The sequence below is a fragment of the Myxococcus sp. AB056 genome, assembly GCF_006547365.1.
Classification (GTDB): Bacteria; Myxococcota; Myxococcia; order Myxococcales; family Myxococcaceae; genus Myxococcus; species Myxococcus virescens.
In genome coordinates this window covers 1-13,160 of record NZ_VHLB01000068.1, presented here as the reverse complement: position 1 = coordinate 13,160, position 13,160 = coordinate 1, and the positions used below count along the sequence as shown (strand labels likewise).

Annotated in this window: 14 protein-coding genes; 9 read left to right on the top strand and 5 right to left on the bottom strand. The window is 68.9% G+C overall.

What is annotated here, in order from left to right; translation table 11 throughout:
• Positions 1 to 37: 37 nt before the first annotated feature.
• Positions 38 to 1,702 (bottom strand): Ig-like domain-containing protein, encoded by a 1,665-nt coding sequence (locus FMP39_RS25895; protein ID WP_141592850.1) that lies wholly within the window; start codon positions 1,700 to 1,702, stop codon positions 38 to 40.
• A 235-nt stretch (positions 1,703 to 1,937) separates the two neighbouring features.
• Here FMP39_RS25895 and FMP39_RS25890 point away from each other — a divergent pair, with 235 nt between their 5' ends.
• Together FMP39_RS25890 and FMP39_RS25885 are read left to right on the top strand one after the other, a co-directional pair.
• On the top strand, positions 1,938 to 2,318 hold the full coding sequence (locus tag FMP39_RS25890; RefSeq protein ID WP_141592849.1) for a DUF4190 domain-containing protein: 381 nt from the start codon (positions 1,938 to 1,940) through the stop codon (positions 2,316 to 2,318).
• Between the two features lie 116 nt (positions 2,319 to 2,434).
• Complete coding sequence (locus FMP39_RS25885) at positions 2,435 to 3,088, top strand: hypothetical protein (RefSeq protein ID WP_141592848.1); 654 nt, start codon at positions 2,435 to 2,437, stop codon at positions 3,086 to 3,088.
• Between the two features lie 74 nt (positions 3,089 to 3,162).
• On the opposite strand, the gene FMP39_RS25880 is transcribed toward FMP39_RS25885, so the two are convergent.
• Genes FMP39_RS25880 through FMP39_RS25870 form a run of 3 tightly spaced genes read right to left on the bottom strand, consistent with a single transcriptional unit; the run spans position 3,163 to position 5,997 of the window.
• On the bottom strand, positions 3,163 to 4,275 hold the full coding sequence (locus tag FMP39_RS25880) for a hypothetical protein (RefSeq protein WP_140855345.1): 1,113 nt from the start codon (positions 4,273 to 4,275) through the stop codon (positions 3,163 to 3,165).
• Position 4,276: 1 nt separating this feature from the next.
• The gene (locus FMP39_RS25875; protein ID WP_140792442.1) at positions 4,277 to 5,113 is read right to left on the bottom strand and encodes an ABC transporter permease subunit; all 837 of its coding nucleotides are present in this window, start codon (positions 5,111 to 5,113) and stop codon (positions 4,277 to 4,279) included.
• On the bottom strand, positions 5,110 to 5,997 hold the full coding sequence (locus FMP39_RS25870; protein ID WP_141592847.1) for an ABC transporter ATP-binding protein: 888 nt from the start codon (positions 5,995 to 5,997) through the stop codon (positions 5,110 to 5,112). The genes FMP39_RS25875 and FMP39_RS25870 overlap by 4 nt, the downstream gene beginning before the upstream one ends.
• A gap of 299 nt (positions 5,998 to 6,296) precedes the next feature.
• Here FMP39_RS25870 and FMP39_RS25865 point away from each other — a divergent pair, with 299 nt between their 5' ends.
• The 7 genes from FMP39_RS25865 (at position 6,297) to FMP39_RS25835 (ending at position 12,552) form a co-directional block, all read left to right on the top strand.
• A complete protein-coding gene (locus FMP39_RS25865) occupies positions 6,297 to 6,506 on the top strand; it encodes a hypothetical protein (RefSeq protein ID WP_225887741.1) in 210 nt (69 codons plus the stop codon).
• A 64-nt stretch (positions 6,507 to 6,570) separates the two neighbouring features.
• Positions 6,571 to 7,539: a porphobilinogen synthase gene (gene hemB, locus FMP39_RS25860; RefSeq protein ID WP_228558336.1), complete on the top strand. Its 969-nt coding sequence runs from the start codon at positions 6,571 to 6,573 to the stop codon at positions 7,537 to 7,539.
• Positions 7,540 to 7,731: 192 nt separating this feature from the next.
• Positions 7,732 to 8,121: a hypothetical protein gene (locus tag FMP39_RS25855; protein ID WP_228558335.1), complete on the top strand. Its 390-nt coding sequence runs from the start codon at positions 7,732 to 7,734 to the stop codon at positions 8,119 to 8,121.
• On the top strand, positions 8,118 to 8,765 hold the full coding sequence (locus FMP39_RS25850) for an RDD family protein (protein ID WP_194858565.1): 648 nt from the start codon (positions 8,118 to 8,120) through the stop codon (positions 8,763 to 8,765). Before FMP39_RS25855 ends, FMP39_RS25850 begins: the two co-directional genes overlap by 4 nt.
• On the top strand, positions 8,750 to 10,927 hold the full coding sequence (locus FMP39_RS25845) for an ATP-grasp domain-containing protein (RefSeq protein ID WP_141592843.1): 2,178 nt from the start codon (positions 8,750 to 8,752) through the stop codon (positions 10,925 to 10,927). The genes FMP39_RS25850 and FMP39_RS25845 overlap by 16 nt, the downstream gene beginning before the upstream one ends.
• A gap of 110 nt (positions 10,928 to 11,037) precedes the next feature.
• Complete coding sequence (locus FMP39_RS25840) at positions 11,038 to 12,390, top strand: P1 family peptidase (RefSeq protein WP_090490548.1); 1,353 nt, start codon at positions 11,038 to 11,040, stop codon at positions 12,388 to 12,390.
• Between the two features lie 42 nt (positions 12,391 to 12,432).
• A complete protein-coding gene (locus FMP39_RS25835; RefSeq protein ID WP_002636551.1) occupies positions 12,433 to 12,552 on the top strand; it encodes a hypothetical protein in 120 nt (39 codons plus the stop codon).
• Between the two features lie 31 nt (positions 12,553 to 12,583).
• Here FMP39_RS25835 and FMP39_RS25830 read toward each other — a convergent pair whose 3' ends face one another.
• Positions 12,584 to 13,057 carry a hypothetical protein gene (locus FMP39_RS25830; RefSeq protein ID WP_141592842.1) on the bottom strand — a complete coding sequence of 158 codons (474 nt, stop codon included), beginning with the start codon at positions 13,055 to 13,057 and terminating at the stop codon, positions 12,584 to 12,586.
• Positions 13,058 to 13,160: the final 103 nt, after the last annotated feature.

Sequence of the window (13,160 nt, the reverse complement as noted above, 5' to 3'; positions counted from 1 at the left end):
CCCGGGGGCTACCGAGGCGTCAGTGCCCGCCTGTGGCTCACGGAACGGTGACCGTCACGGCGTTGCTGCGTTGGCTGTTGCCCGCGCGGTCATACGCGATGGCGACAATGACGTGCGTGCCGGACTTGCCCGTCGTGTCCCACGTCCGGGTGAAGGGCGCGGTGGTCGAATAGGGTGTCTGGATGACACCGTCGATCTCGAAGGCGACGTAGTAGAGCGATTGGCTGTCACTCGCATTGGCAGCCAGCGTGACGACACCGCTGACGACGTCTCCGTTGGCCGGTGCGGTCAGGACGGACGTGGGCGGCGCGTTGTCGACGATCAGCGAACGGGTGTGCATCCCGACATTGCCTGCCCTGTCAGTCGCGCGCAGGGTCAGGCTGTAGGAGCGATTGGCCAGCACCCGCGTGTCCCACGCGAAGGTGTACCCAAAGGTGCTGGGGCTCGTCAGCGAGCCCTTGAGGTACCCCTCCTGGAAGAACTCGGCCAGGACCACGCCTGAGAGAGACTGGTCCGTCACGGTCCAGCCCACGGTGATGTTGCCGCGCACATAGTTCAGGGTCTGCGGGTTGTACTGGGGCGTGCCCGAAAGAATGATGGGAGCGAAGTTGTCCACCATGACGCTCACCGGGTCGGAGATGCCCATGTTGCCGTCCGCGTCGAAGGCCTGGGCTGTCAGCGCCCGGGTGCCGGAGGGGGACGTTGTCGTGTCCCAGTCCACGATGAAAGGGGGCTGGGTGTCGGAGGCGATGAGGGTGGACCCTGAGAAGAAGTCCACGCGCGTGACGCCGACGTCATCGTAGGCGCTCGCCGTCAGGGTGATGGTGCCGCGCACGGCACTGCCCGGGCTCGGCGAGAGGAGCGTCACGGTAGGGGCTGCGCTATCGGTACACAGCAGGTTTCCGAAGTCCTTCGCGAGGCGCCGCGCGTCGGTGGATTTCGAGCGCGCTGAGTCGGGGACCGATTCCGTCGTGCTCACCTGGAGCCGGCCTGGGGCGGCGGTGAATCGGTCGGTGACGGCCTGGAGGGTGGTGTTGAATGCCTCCGTACCCGGAGTCTGCGTGGCGAGTGCATGCCATTGCCGGGCCCAGTGGAGCGCGTCCGAGGGCTTGGATGCCGGCAGGTCGTACACGAGGGTGGCGGTGAGGGGCAGCGGCTTGCCGTCCGCATCGATTGCATCGAAGACCAGGTGGCCCTCGCCAGCGCTGTGCCGGTCCGAATTGTGGGTGTCCACGTGGTTGACGATGGCCTTCAGCCGCAGCGGCGCCTTCGTCATGTCCAGGGTGCCATCCGCGAGTCTTGGCCACGCTTCGAGGAGCTGGGGCACGAGCGCGCGTGCGACCGCGTCCTGTTCCGCAGCCCGCCGGAGCCCGTCGCGGACGAACTCGGAGGGAGCGACGTCGCCGCTCATCTCCGCCAGTCGTCGGCCGAAGCTCCACGCGCCGTCCGCGGCCCCGCGCACCTCGGGCATCGCTCCGGACCAGGCCGTACGCACCGGGTCATTCAGCACGGTCGCATCCTGGATGAGCAGCTCTCGCTCCGGTTTGATCGAGGAGAGGCAATCCAGAGAAGCGCTTGTCTGCAGGAGCTCGGCCTGGGAGCCCTCCGACGCGTCCGGGACATCACCACAACCGATGGATGCCAGGGCCGCCGCGCCAAACAGTGCGGAAAGGCCACGGGCCCCTTTCGAAACGATGCGCATGTGGATTCTCCCTTGAGGAGGCTGTGCTCGCATGGAATTGAGAGCGGCAGCGCACAACGATATATCAAACAATCGGCCGGGGCGCGCCAGGGGAGGGGATTGGATGTCGCGACATAGCCCTGGCGAGGGCCCGTCCTATTCGTGCCTGTCGTTGTAGGGTGTATTTCTTCAGGGGAAGCCGGCCGCGAGGACTGTCTCTGGCGTGACACGCCCCGGGGCGTGATAGAGAACGGGCATGGATGCGACGGTCGCGCTGTGCCCCCTTCATCCCGAGCGGCCCGCGGAGGGGACGTGCAGCCGCTGCGGCACCTTCTTGTGTGAAGGCTGCCGCAGGTGGCAGGTGGGGCGCATGCTCTGCCTCCACTGCCACACCGTCGCCCTAGGAGAGAAACCCTCCAAACGCGCCACGCTGGCGCTCATCTTCGCCACGGTGGGGTTCATCGGGTTCGTTCCGGGGCTCGTGGGACTCGTGCTGGGCTACCAGGAGCTGGCGGCCATCCGGCGCGGCACTGCCCCCGGCGCAGGGGAAGGCTGGGCCGTCCTTGCGCGCAACGTCGGCTGGTTCCACATGGCCATGCTGGTCATCATCGGCTTCGGGGTGGCCTTGAGGAGCTGAGCGGGCCGCCTGGCTTCGTCACGGCGCTGCCCAAGGTCGCTCGTGGCTTTGCAATGGTGTCCACCGGACAGCTAGTTTCGCCCCCTGACCCGGTCCGGGTCGAATGAGGGGTTCACGTGGGGTCGAAGAAGCTGGCGCTGGAGGCGGGGGGGCCGCCTCGCTTGGAGTTGTCATGGGGATGGGGATGGAAGCGGTTCACCGTCACCCTGGATGGAAAGGTCGTGGGAACGCTGGACGGCGGGGCGTCCGAGCTCAGGCGAGGGGTGTTCTTCAAACTCCCCGACGGAAGCACGCTGAACGTCCTGCTCCAGAGTGGCTTTTTCCGCACGGGCCTGGCGGTGGTGCGCGACGGGGAGGCTGTTCCCGGAACGGACACGGACCCGGCGCAGCAGGTCAAGCGCGCGGCGAACCTGCTCTATTTCCTGGCGGGCCTGAACACCTTGCTCGGTGTCGTCGCCATGGTGGGTCAGAGTGACATCCTGGGGGCGGCGGGGATGGGGCTGGGCTCCATCCTCTTCAGCTTGCCAATCGCGGTTTTGGGCTTCTTCACCCATCGCGGCACCCGCGTGGCGCCCATTCTCGCAGGCATCCTGTTCACCGCCGACGGACTCTTCTCGGCCGTGAACTCGCTCACGGAGGGAGGGCGCTTCCCCATCTTCGCTCTCATCGTCCGAGCCTACATCGTCACCGCGCTCTTCACCGCGGCGAAGGCCGCGGGCGAATTGCGACGTCGCGAACAAGAGAACGCGGACGTGTCGCTCCAGCCCTGATTCCAGGAACGACGACGCCCCTCGGCGCTTCGCCAAGGAGCGTCGGGTGTACCGCGGAAGCGGCGTCCCACGGCCTATCGCTCAGCCGCCTCCGCCGCACTCCGCTCTTCCTTGCAGAACGCCAGTCGCTGCTTGATGACGTCGAGCGGCACGGCCATCTCCAGCTTGAAGGACGTTCCATCCGGCTGGACGCGCGCGAAGTCGAGCAGCTGCGCCAGGTCCTTCTCGCCTTCGGCCTGCGCCTTGATGCGCGCCATGCTCAGCGCGGCGCCCAGCGTCTTGCCCAGGTCCGTGACTTCGTCGCCATTCGCGCCGCGGACCTCGGCGACCATCGCCACATCGCCGCTCGCGTCCACGTGGAGCTCCACGTTCTGGGCCACCCGGCGGATGCGGTCCGCCAGCTCCGCCTGCTCCTTGGGCAACAGCCGCGCGAGCTGGTCCACGGACAGCACGCCATACATCTCCCCGTAGGTGCTGCCCTCGGAGATGGCGGGGGGCTCGTCCGGACCACGTCCTTCCACCCGGTCCACCACCGCCTTCACCTCGTCCGGCGACTTGCCAATCACCAGCAGCTCGTTGTTCCACGTCGCCACCGCGGCCTCGCTCCGGCCACGCGCCGTGGTCCCATCCGGCCGCGTCACCGTCATGTCGCCCGGCTCGTACACCCGGGCGCCTTCGCCGTAGTCCATGGACACGCGCTCACCCAGCAGCTCCTTGAACTTCGCGTTGCCGAAGTTGCCCGACAGCATCATCCCTTCATCGGTGATGACCAGGCGGTCCAGGTCCTGGAGCGGGTCCACGCCACTAAGGTTCCGCAGCTCCTGCAGCCGCTTCCCGCCATCCCGCATCAGGCAGTCCAGCAGCAGCTCACCAATGGGCGAGTGCCGCAGCGCGTTCGCCTCGATGACCACCGCCGTCTTGCCCTCGCCGCGGGGCAGGGCGGCCAGCAAGGGGTCTCTGGGACGCGCGCGCTCCTGCGTGCCCGCGTCCACCTGCACGGGAAGGACATGCGTCCGGCGCCGCTCCGCGCGCTCCCGCTCGGGGGCCCGCATCCGCCGGGGGAATTCCACCTTCGGCGTCTCCATGGCGGGCTCTTCACCCTGCCCGGTGAACATCAACACCGCGGCCACCACGAACAGCATCGCCGCCACGACGAGCCACACCCGGCGGCGTCCACGGTTGTCCATGTCAGTAATCCTTTCCCTCGAAGCGCCAGAACCCCACCGCCAAGGCTCCGAATCCAAACACCAGCACACCGAGCAACAGCAAGCCCAGCGAGCGCACCTCCAGCGGCGTGGACGCGGCGATGTCTCCCGCGGCCACGGCCAGCGCGGACAGCCGAGGCAACACCAGCGTCACCGCCCGGAAGGCTTCACGTCCAAATCCTTCCTCGAAGAAGGGCGTCATCTGCTGCCGGTAGCCCGCGATGATTCCTCCCACCAGGAAGACGAAGCCGGAGGCCGCGCACAGCGCCGCGCTGCGCACCAGCGTCGCCGCCGTCAGCATCACCGCGTACACCGCCGCGAAGCCCACGCACGCCAGCAATCCGGCGATGAGCGGCCCCGCCGTCCAGTACCCCGCCTTCACGCCGAAGATGAGCACCAGCCCCGTCGTCCCATACAGCGTCCCGCCCAGCGCCAGCACCATCACGCCCAGGAAGGTCCCCGCCAGCAGGTGCCAGCGCTGGATGGGCAGCGCCAGCAGGTGCTCGATGCGCCCGGGTGACATCAGCGACGGCGCGAAGTCCGAGCACGCGACGATGCCGAATAGGATGCCGCCGTAGAACACCAGGAACGCCGCGGCCTGGTACACGGGCCGCAGGGCCACGTCGACGGAGCGGATGCTCGAGCGAAGCTCCTCGCCGAACAGCCGAGACGCCGCGAGCGCTCCGTCCACCACTTCGATGCGCAAGCTCAGCGCCACCACGGTCAGCACCAGGGTGATGCCCACCATGAACGCCAGGATGAACTTGCGCGACATCGCCTCACGGAGCACGTAGCCCGCGATTCCCAGGACGGGCTTCACGCCGCGGCCTCCACAGTTCCCATCAGCACCGACTCCAAGTCCGTTCCGTCACGCCGCAGCTCCACCATCAATGCCCCCGCCGCGCGCGCCCGGTCCAATGCCCGGTTGAGCGCCGCCGGGTCCTCCGCCTCGACGACGTAGTGTCCCTCCGCGACGCCTCGGACGAAGCCTGCAGTCACCAGGGCCTCCGTGTTGGCACCCGGGGCGAAGCGCACCAGCCACCGCACGCCGCCGCGCGCCAGGTCCTCCAGCCGGCCCTCGCGCACCACGCGGCCTCCCGCGAGGATGGCGACGCGGTCACAGACGCGCTCGGTCTCCGCCAGCAGGTGGGAGTTGAGGAACAGTGTCGTGCCTCGCTGCACCTCGTCCTGGAGGATGCGCCGCACCTCCATCCGCCCCATGGGGTCGATTCCGTCCGTGGGCTCGTCCAGCACCAGCAGGGAAGGGGTGCCCACCAGCGCCGCGGCCAGGCCCAGCCGCTGACGCATGCCCTTGGAGTACCCGCCAATGCGCCGGCCCACCGCGTCCGACAGGCCCACGCGCTCCAGGAGGCGCAGGTTCACCGCCGGGTCCACGGGGAGGCCCTTCAACCGCGTCACCGTCGCCAGGAAGGCGGGCGCCGTCCAGGTGCCGGGCAGGTGCAGGCGCTCGGGCAGGTAGCCGATGCGGGCGCGGATGCGCGGATCCTCGGGCGAGCCCCCCAGCACCCGGATGGACCCCTCCGTGGGCTGGACGATGCCGAGGATGCTCTTGATGAAGGTCGTCTTGCCCGCACCGTTGGGGCCGATGAGGCCGAAGGCGCTTCCTTCCGGCACCGTCAGGTCCATGCCTCGGAGGGCATCGTTGCCTCCCTTCCGGAAGGCCCGGTGGTACGTCTTCCTCAATCCCCTCACTTCGATGGCGGGTGCCTGGCTTGTCACGGTCGGGACTGTAGACGACTGGACGGTCCATCCATTGCGTCAGGTTGCCGGACGGTCGTCCGGACGGGCGGAACGGTCTCCTGGCCGCGCCCTGCGGCGCTCCGTTCGCGCCCGTGGGAAAGCCGCTTCGCACGCCTGCGGTGCCTGCCGCGCCGCGGTAGCTCGTTGTTCCGGGGACTTGGCGGCTTGCAGATTCTTTGGAGCTCCACGGTCCGGCCCATGCATCGGCCGGCGGCACACTCAAGCCACGAGGAGCATCGGACATGACGTACGAGGACCGCATCGCACAGCAGCTGCTGGATGCCCGCCGCGAGCTGGAGCAGGCCGACAAGGACCTGGCGACCGGGACGGAGGCGGCACGCGTGCGCTACGCCCGCGCCCTGCACGAAGCGGACATCGCCGAGCGCCGCGCCCTGCGGCACGCCCGGGAGGCTCGGAACCATCAGAAGAGCTGGAGGCTCGTCGCAGGCTGAGCAGGCGGGCTGGGGCCCCAAAACGATGAAGGCGCGGCGCCGCCGGTTTATACCGGCGACCGCCATGGCCTATCCCATCCACCGACCCCGCCGCCTGCGCCGCAACGCCGTCCTGCGTGACATGGTGCGCGAGACGCGCCTCGACCCGGGCGACTTCATCTACCCCCTCTTCGTCGTGGAAGGCCGAGACGTGCGCCGTCCCATCGTCTCCATGCCGGGGATCTTCAACCTGTCGTTGGAGCACGTCGTCGCCGAGGCCAGGCACGCCCGGAAGCTGGGCGTGCCCGCCGTCCTCCTGTTCGGCATCCCCAACCACAAGGACGCCCGCGGCACCCAGGCCTACGCCGACGACGGCATCGTCCAGCGCGCCATCCAGGAGATCAAGGCGGCCGAGCCGGACCTCCAGGTCATCGTCGACATCTGCCTGTGCGAGTTCACCGACCACGGCCACTGCGGCGTGCTGGAAGGCGGCCATGTCGTCAATGACGCCACGCTGCCGCTGCTGGCGAAGATGTCCGTGAGCTGCGCCAAGGCGGGCGCGGACATCATCGCTCCGTCGGACATGATGGATGGCCGCGTGGCCGCCATCCGCGCCGCCCTGGACGAGACGGGCTTCGGCGAGCTGCCCATCATGGCGTACTCGGCCAAGTTCGCGTCCGGCTACTACGGGCCGTTCCGCGAGGCCGCCCAGAACACGCCCACCTCCGGTGACCGCCGGGGCTACCAGATGGACCCCGGCAACGTCCGCGAGGCCCTCAAGGAAGTGGCCCTGGACGTGGAAGAGGGCGCGGACATGATCATGGTCAAGCCCGCGCTGGCCTACCTGGACGTCATCCGCGCCGTGCGCGAGCGCTGGGAGCTGCCCGTCGTCTCCTACAACGTGTCCGGCGAGTACTCGATGCTCAAGGCCGCCGGGCAGAACGGGTGGATCGACTACGAGCGGGTGATGCTGGAGACGCTCACGTCCATGAAGCGCGCCGGCTCCGACCTCATCATCACCTACCACGCCCTGGAGGCGGCGAAGCTCCTGTAGGCAACAGCCGGGCGGACCCGCGGCGGGTTGAGTCTTGATCCGCCGCGCGCGTTGCGTCCAAATGTGCGTCGCACGATGCCAACCAAAAAGCGGCCTGGACGAAAGTCCCAGAAGCCCCCGCCCCAACGCCGGTCCACCGCGAAGAAGCGGCCCGGCGCCGGTCGCGCGGCCCGTGTCACCCCCCCAGGACCCTTGCAGTACAAAGTGGTCGAGCTGTCCACGGTGGACGAGGGCTCCCTGGAGCGGACCCTCAACGAGTGGGCGGCCCAGGGCTGGAACCTCGACGGCATCCAGTTCGCGATGCGCGAGTCCTCCAAGCGCCCGGCCATGGCCTTCGTCCTCTTCACGCGCCAGGGCAGCCCCGCCAGGCATGATGAAGACGCGGCGCGGGGGCGGCTGATGCGGATGTCGGAGACGGGCAGTCCCACCGCGGCGCTCGCGGCCGAGTACACGCGCGAGCACGTCGAGTGGGCCGCGCCCATGATTTCTCCTTTGAGCGCCCACGAACGTCTGGCGCGTCTGGCGGGGCTGGATGAGCCCGAGCCGCGCGAGGAAGGACTCACGCTGGAGCCGGAGGAGTGAGCACCCCGCGAAGCCGCGTGTTCATGGCGGCAAGCCGGCAAGGGGGTGGCCGCGCCTTGCGGTTGGTGTCCGGAGACGCGAAACCCGAATCGCCCTATCCCAAGGCTTCGCTCTGGCTGCGCGGCGGCGCGCGGGCGGTGGACGTGTCGGTGGCGTGGGGCCTGTACGTCGTGGGAGGCGCGGCGGGCGCGGTGGTGGCGCTGCTGTTCCTGCTGCTGGCGGACGGGATGCTCCAGGGCCAGAGCGTGGGCAAGCGCATCTTCGGCGTGAAGGTGATGCATCTGCCCACGCGCTCGGCGGCGCGGCACCGCGACAGCACCCTGCGCAACGCGCCGCTGGCGCTCATCGTGCTGCTGGGAATGATGCCCGCGCCGCATGGGACGGTGGCCGCGGCCGCGGGGCTCATTGTCATTGGCAGCGTGGAAGCATGGTGCGTGCTGAGGGATCCGCTGGGCTGGCGGCTGGGCGACACCTGGGCGCAGACGCAGGTGGTCGACGGGAAGGTCGTCGCGGGCGTAACCGTTGCAGCTCGCACGCCGGTCGCGCATGAGCGCGCCTCCGGCAGGCTCATGTCCGCGGCGAAGGTGCGCCGTGGACGCTCGTCGTTCAGGAAGCGAAGGGGGTACCCATGCGCATCGCGCTGACCCACAACCTCAGGCTGTCTGATTTGGAAGAAGAGGCGGAGTTCGACACGCAGGAGACGGTCAACGCGCTCGCGGCGGCCATCGAGCGCATCGGCCACCGGCTGGAGCGCTTCGAGGTGAGCGGCCCGGCCTCGCGCACCGTGGCGCGGCTGGAGGCCTACAGCCCGGACCTCATCTTCAACACCGCCGAGGGCCGCCGCGGCCGCTTCCGCGAGGCCTTCTATCCGGCCCTCTTCGACGAGCTGGGCTTCCCGTACACGGGCTCGGACGCGTACGCGCTGGCGGTGACGCTCGACAAGCAGCTCACCAAGCTGGTGCTGTCCAAGCAGGGCATCCGCACGCCCGGCTGGCAGTACGTGGAGAAGCTCAGCGAGCTGTCCGCGGAGAACCTGCGCTTCCCCGTCATCGTGAAGCCCAACTTCGAGGGCTCGTCCAAGGGCATCAGCCAGGACTCCATCGCGGAGACGCTGGACGAGGTTCGCGCGAAGGTGGCCGCCGCGCTGGAGAAGTACCCGTCCGGCGTGCTGGTGGAGGAGTACATCTCCGGCCGCGACCTCGCCGTGCCGTTCCTGGAGTCGGTGGACAATGACTACGACGGCGTGCTCTCCCCGGTGGAGTACGTCATCGACCCGGCCGTCACGCAGGGCCGCAAGTACGCCATCTACGACTACGCGCTGAAGACGTCGCGGGAGGGCATGGTCAGCGTGCGCGCCCCGGCGCAGATTCCGCCTCGCACGGCGGAGGACGTCCGGCGGATGGCGCAGAAGGTGTACCGGGCGCTCGACTGCCGCGACCTGGGCCGCATCGACGTGCGCCTCAGTGACGCGGGCGTGCCGTACTTCCTGGAGATCAACGCGCTCCCCAGCCTGGAGCCGGGCGCGGGCATCTACGCGGCGGCGGAGCTGGACGGCCTGCACCTGGATGGGGTCATCAACTCCATCATCACCAGCGCGGCGAAGCGGTACAAAATCAAGGACTCGTCGCGTCGCCAGGGCAAGCCGGCGCGCAAGAGCGGTCCGCTGCGCGTGGGCTTCAGCTTCAACGTGAAGCGCGTGAAGCCCACGGCCACGGCGGAGGCGGTGGAGGACAGCGAGGCCGAGTACGACTCGCCGAACACGCTCCAGGCCATCCGCGAGGCGATTGCGTCGTGGGGCCACGAGGTCATCGACCTGGAGGCCACGGCCGAGCTTCCCTCGGTGCTGTCGAGCACGCCGCTGGACGTGGTGTTCAACATCGCGGAGGGCTTCAAGGGCCGCAACCGAGAGAGCCAGGTCCCGGCGCTGCTGGAGCTGCTGGACATCCCGTACACGGGCTCGGACCCGGCCACGCTGTCCATCGCCCTGGACAAGGGCCTGGCGAAGAAGATTGTCCGGCAGGCAGGCATCCTCACGCCCAACTTCCAGCTCATGGCGACGGGCAAGGAGCGCCTCAACAAGGAGTTCACCAGCTTCCCGCTCATCGTGAAGCCGGTGGCGGAGGGCAGCTCCAAGGGCGTCGTCACCAAGAGCGTCTGCCACAGCGAGGCGGAGCTGCGCGAGGTGGTGCGCGAGATTGCCGGCAAGTACCAGCAGCCCGCGCTCATCGAGGAGTACATCCGCGGTCGTGAGTTCACCGTGGGCCTGCTGGGCGAGCGGCGTCCCCGCGTCCTGCCGCCCATGGAGATCGTCTTCCTGGACCGGGAGGAGAAGAACCCCGTCTACAGCTTCCAGCACAAGCTGGATTGGACGGACCGCATCCGCTACGACGCGCCGGCGAAGCTGGAGCCCGCGCTGCTGGAGCGGCTGCGCACGGCGGCGCGGAACTCGTTCATGGCGCTGGGATGCCGCGACGTCGCGCGCATCGACTTCCGCATGGACGACAAGGGGCGCATCTACTTCATCGAGTGCAACCCGCTGCCGGGTCTGACGCCGGGCTGGAGCGACCTGGTGCTCATCGCCCAGGGCGCCGGCATGGACTACCGGGGGCTCATCGGCGAAATCATGGCCCCCGCCATCCGCCGCTACAAGGAGCGCGAGGCGCGCCGCGCCGCCAGCGAGCACCCTGCTTCGGTGTTGCGCAAGAGCGTGCCCCTGGAGGAGGGGACTCCCGCCGCCGCGCACCCCGTGGCCGCGCCGGCGTCCCCAGCGCCGGAGCCGTCTCCGCGCGTGGACGCAAAGGCCTGAGTCCCACGCGACGCCCTGGCCGCCCCGTCCCGTGCCTCCTCTTCGAGGGGGCGGGCGGGGCCGGCTGGAGTGGTTGACTGTGGGGAGTCGTCGGTTAGTGTCCCCCCTCTATGGTGCACATCCCCGAGGAGACTGGGCCGCGCGTCCGGGCCCGTGAGCTGGGCCTGCCGCTGGGGCGCTTCAAGCCCGGCAAGTTCAACGCCATCACCGACGTGGAGGGGGTGCTCGTCGGGCACAGCACGTTGATACGGGGCGAGGGCCCACTTCGTCCCGGGCACGGTCCGGTGCGCACGGGGGTCACCGCCATCCTCCCCAACGAGGGGAACATCTTCATGGAGCGCATGACGGGGGGCGGCTTCGTGCTCAACGGCGCGGGCGAGGTCGCCGGCATGACGCAACTCATGGAGTGGGGCCTCATCGAGACGCCCATCCTCCTCACCAACACCATGGCGGTGGGCGCGGTGTCGGACGGCGTGGCGCGTTACCTGGTGGACCGCTACCCCGGCATCGGTGACGAGCACGATGTCATCATCCCCGTGGTGGGGGAGTGTGACGATTCCTGGCTCAACGACATTTCCGGGCGCCACGTGCGCGAGGAGCACGTCTTCGAGGCCATCAACAACGCCTCCACCGGCCCCGTGGCCGAGGGGAACGTGGGCGGCGGCACCGGCATGGTGACGTGCGACTTCAAGGGCGGCATCGGCACGTCGTCCCGCAAGCTGCCGGAGGTGCTGGGCGGCTACACGCTGGGTGTGCTGGTGATGTCCAACTTCGGGAAGATGCACAACCTGCGGGTGGGCGGTCTTCCCGTGGGCGAGGTGCTGGCGGAGAAGTTCAAGGGCACGCCCAAGCGCGGCCAGACGTACGGCTCCATCATCGCGGTGGTGGCCACGGACGCGCCGCTGCTGAGCCATCAAATCAACCGCCTCTGCAAGCGCGTGGCGCTGGGCATTGGCCGCGTGGGCAGCTACGCGGCGCACGGCTCAGGGGAGATTGTCGTCGGCTTCTCCACGGCGAACATCATCCCCCGGCGCACCCAGAAGATGGTCTACAAGCTGAAGCTCCTCCTGGATCAGCGCCTGGACCCCCTCTATGAGGCGGTCATGGAGGCCACCGAGGAGGCCATCCTCAACGCCATGTGCATGGCCACGTCCATGACGGGCGCCAACGGCAACCACTGCCCGGCGCTCCCCCTGGACGAGGTCCGGCGCTTCCTGGACGCCTACAAGCCGATTTTCGCGTCCGTGAAGAAGCGCCCCCAGCAGTCGAGCGCCCCGGCGGCCAAGGAGCGGCCCAGCAACGAGGACCGGGAGGGGGACGTGAAGGTGTCCACCGCCCGGCCGACCCAGGTCCGGAGCGCCGAGGGAATCCCGTTTCCCACCCGTCCGGCACCGGACGACACCGGCGAGCCGGGGGGGCCCGAGGGTTCCTCTTCCGGGAGCCCGCCGGGTTCTGATAGTTAAGCTCCTCTTTTCACGTCTCCGTACGGAGCACAGGAGTCAAAGATGGCCCGCAGCAAGAGCAAGCACCGTCGCGTGCAGATGAAGATCAAGCAGGCCTGGAAGAAGCGGGCCAAGAAGAACAAGGCCGAGGCCAAGGCCGCCGCGGAGTCGAAGAAGAAGTAGTCGTTTCGACCGTGCTCGTGCGGCCCGTGGCTCAGTCCCGGGTCGCCGAGAACGGACTGCTGACGTTGCAGCGCTGTCCCCCCGTGTCGGACGCGCGCACGTAGCTGCCCGTGAGGACGCCGTTGATGGACGCCGTCCCGCCATCCGCCAGCGGCGCCAGGTAGCTGCCGGTGAGCGTCAGGGTGTCCGTCCGGTTCGCCGAGGGCACTCCCGTTCCCGTCATCAGGAAGGTCCCCTGGGAGGTGATGGTGCCCCGGACGGGGACGCCCGCCAGCCGGCTGGTGAGGTTTTCGCCCGAGCGGGTGATGTCCAGGACTTCACCCGTGGGAACCTCCACCCCCAGGAGCGCGCACTCCGGAGGCACGCCCGCGCTTGTGTCGAATTGCAGCCGGTAGCGGCCTTCGACCGCGGGGCAGTCCGTGCAGCGGGGGGCTTCTCCGCCACAGCCTCCGGTGGTGAGCAGGAGCAACCCGGCGAAGAAGGGGGCGAAACGTCCAGAAGTCATGACTTGGTTCTCCTTGAGACGGAAGCCGGACTTCCCGGTGGGGCGGCCGGTTCCTACGTTGGGCAAGGGCGGCGTTCGGTGGGCTCGTAGGGCGGGGTGGGGT

What these genes read in the sequence shown, in the direction of transcription:
- FMP39_RS25835 (WP_002636551.1), top strand. Translation starts at nt 12,433, where the DNA reads ATGGCCCGCAGCAAGAGCAAGCACCGTCGCGTGCAGATGAAGATCAAG.
- hemB (WP_228558336.1), top strand. Translation starts at nt 6,571, where the DNA reads ATGGCCTATCCCATCCACCGACCCCGCCGCCTGCGCCGCAACGCCGTC.
- FMP39_RS25880 (WP_140855345.1), bottom strand. Translation starts at nt 4,275, where the DNA reads ATGGACAACCGTGGACGCCGCCGGGTGTGGCTCGTCGTGGCGGCGATG.
- FMP39_RS25865 (WP_225887741.1), top strand. Translation starts at nt 6,297, where the DNA reads ATGACGTACGAGGACCGCATCGCACAGCAGCTGCTGGATGCCCGCCGC.
- FMP39_RS25830 (WP_141592842.1), bottom strand. Translation starts at nt 13,057, where the DNA reads ATGACTTCTGGACGTTTCGCCCCCTTCTTCGCCGGGTTGCTCCTGCTC.
- FMP39_RS25840 (WP_090490548.1), top strand. Translation starts at nt 11,038, where the DNA reads ATGGTGCACATCCCCGAGGAGACTGGGCCGCGCGTCCGGGCCCGTGAG.
- FMP39_RS25890 (WP_141592849.1), top strand. Translation starts at nt 1,938, where the DNA reads ATGGATGCGACGGTCGCGCTGTGCCCCCTTCATCCCGAGCGGCCCGCG.
- FMP39_RS25845 (WP_141592843.1), top strand. Translation starts at nt 8,750, where the DNA reads ATGCGCATCGCGCTGACCCACAACCTCAGGCTGTCTGATTTGGAAGAA.
- FMP39_RS25895 (WP_141592850.1), bottom strand. Translation starts at nt 1,702, where the DNA reads ATGCGCATCGTTTCGAAAGGGGCCCGTGGCCTTTCCGCACTGTTTGGC.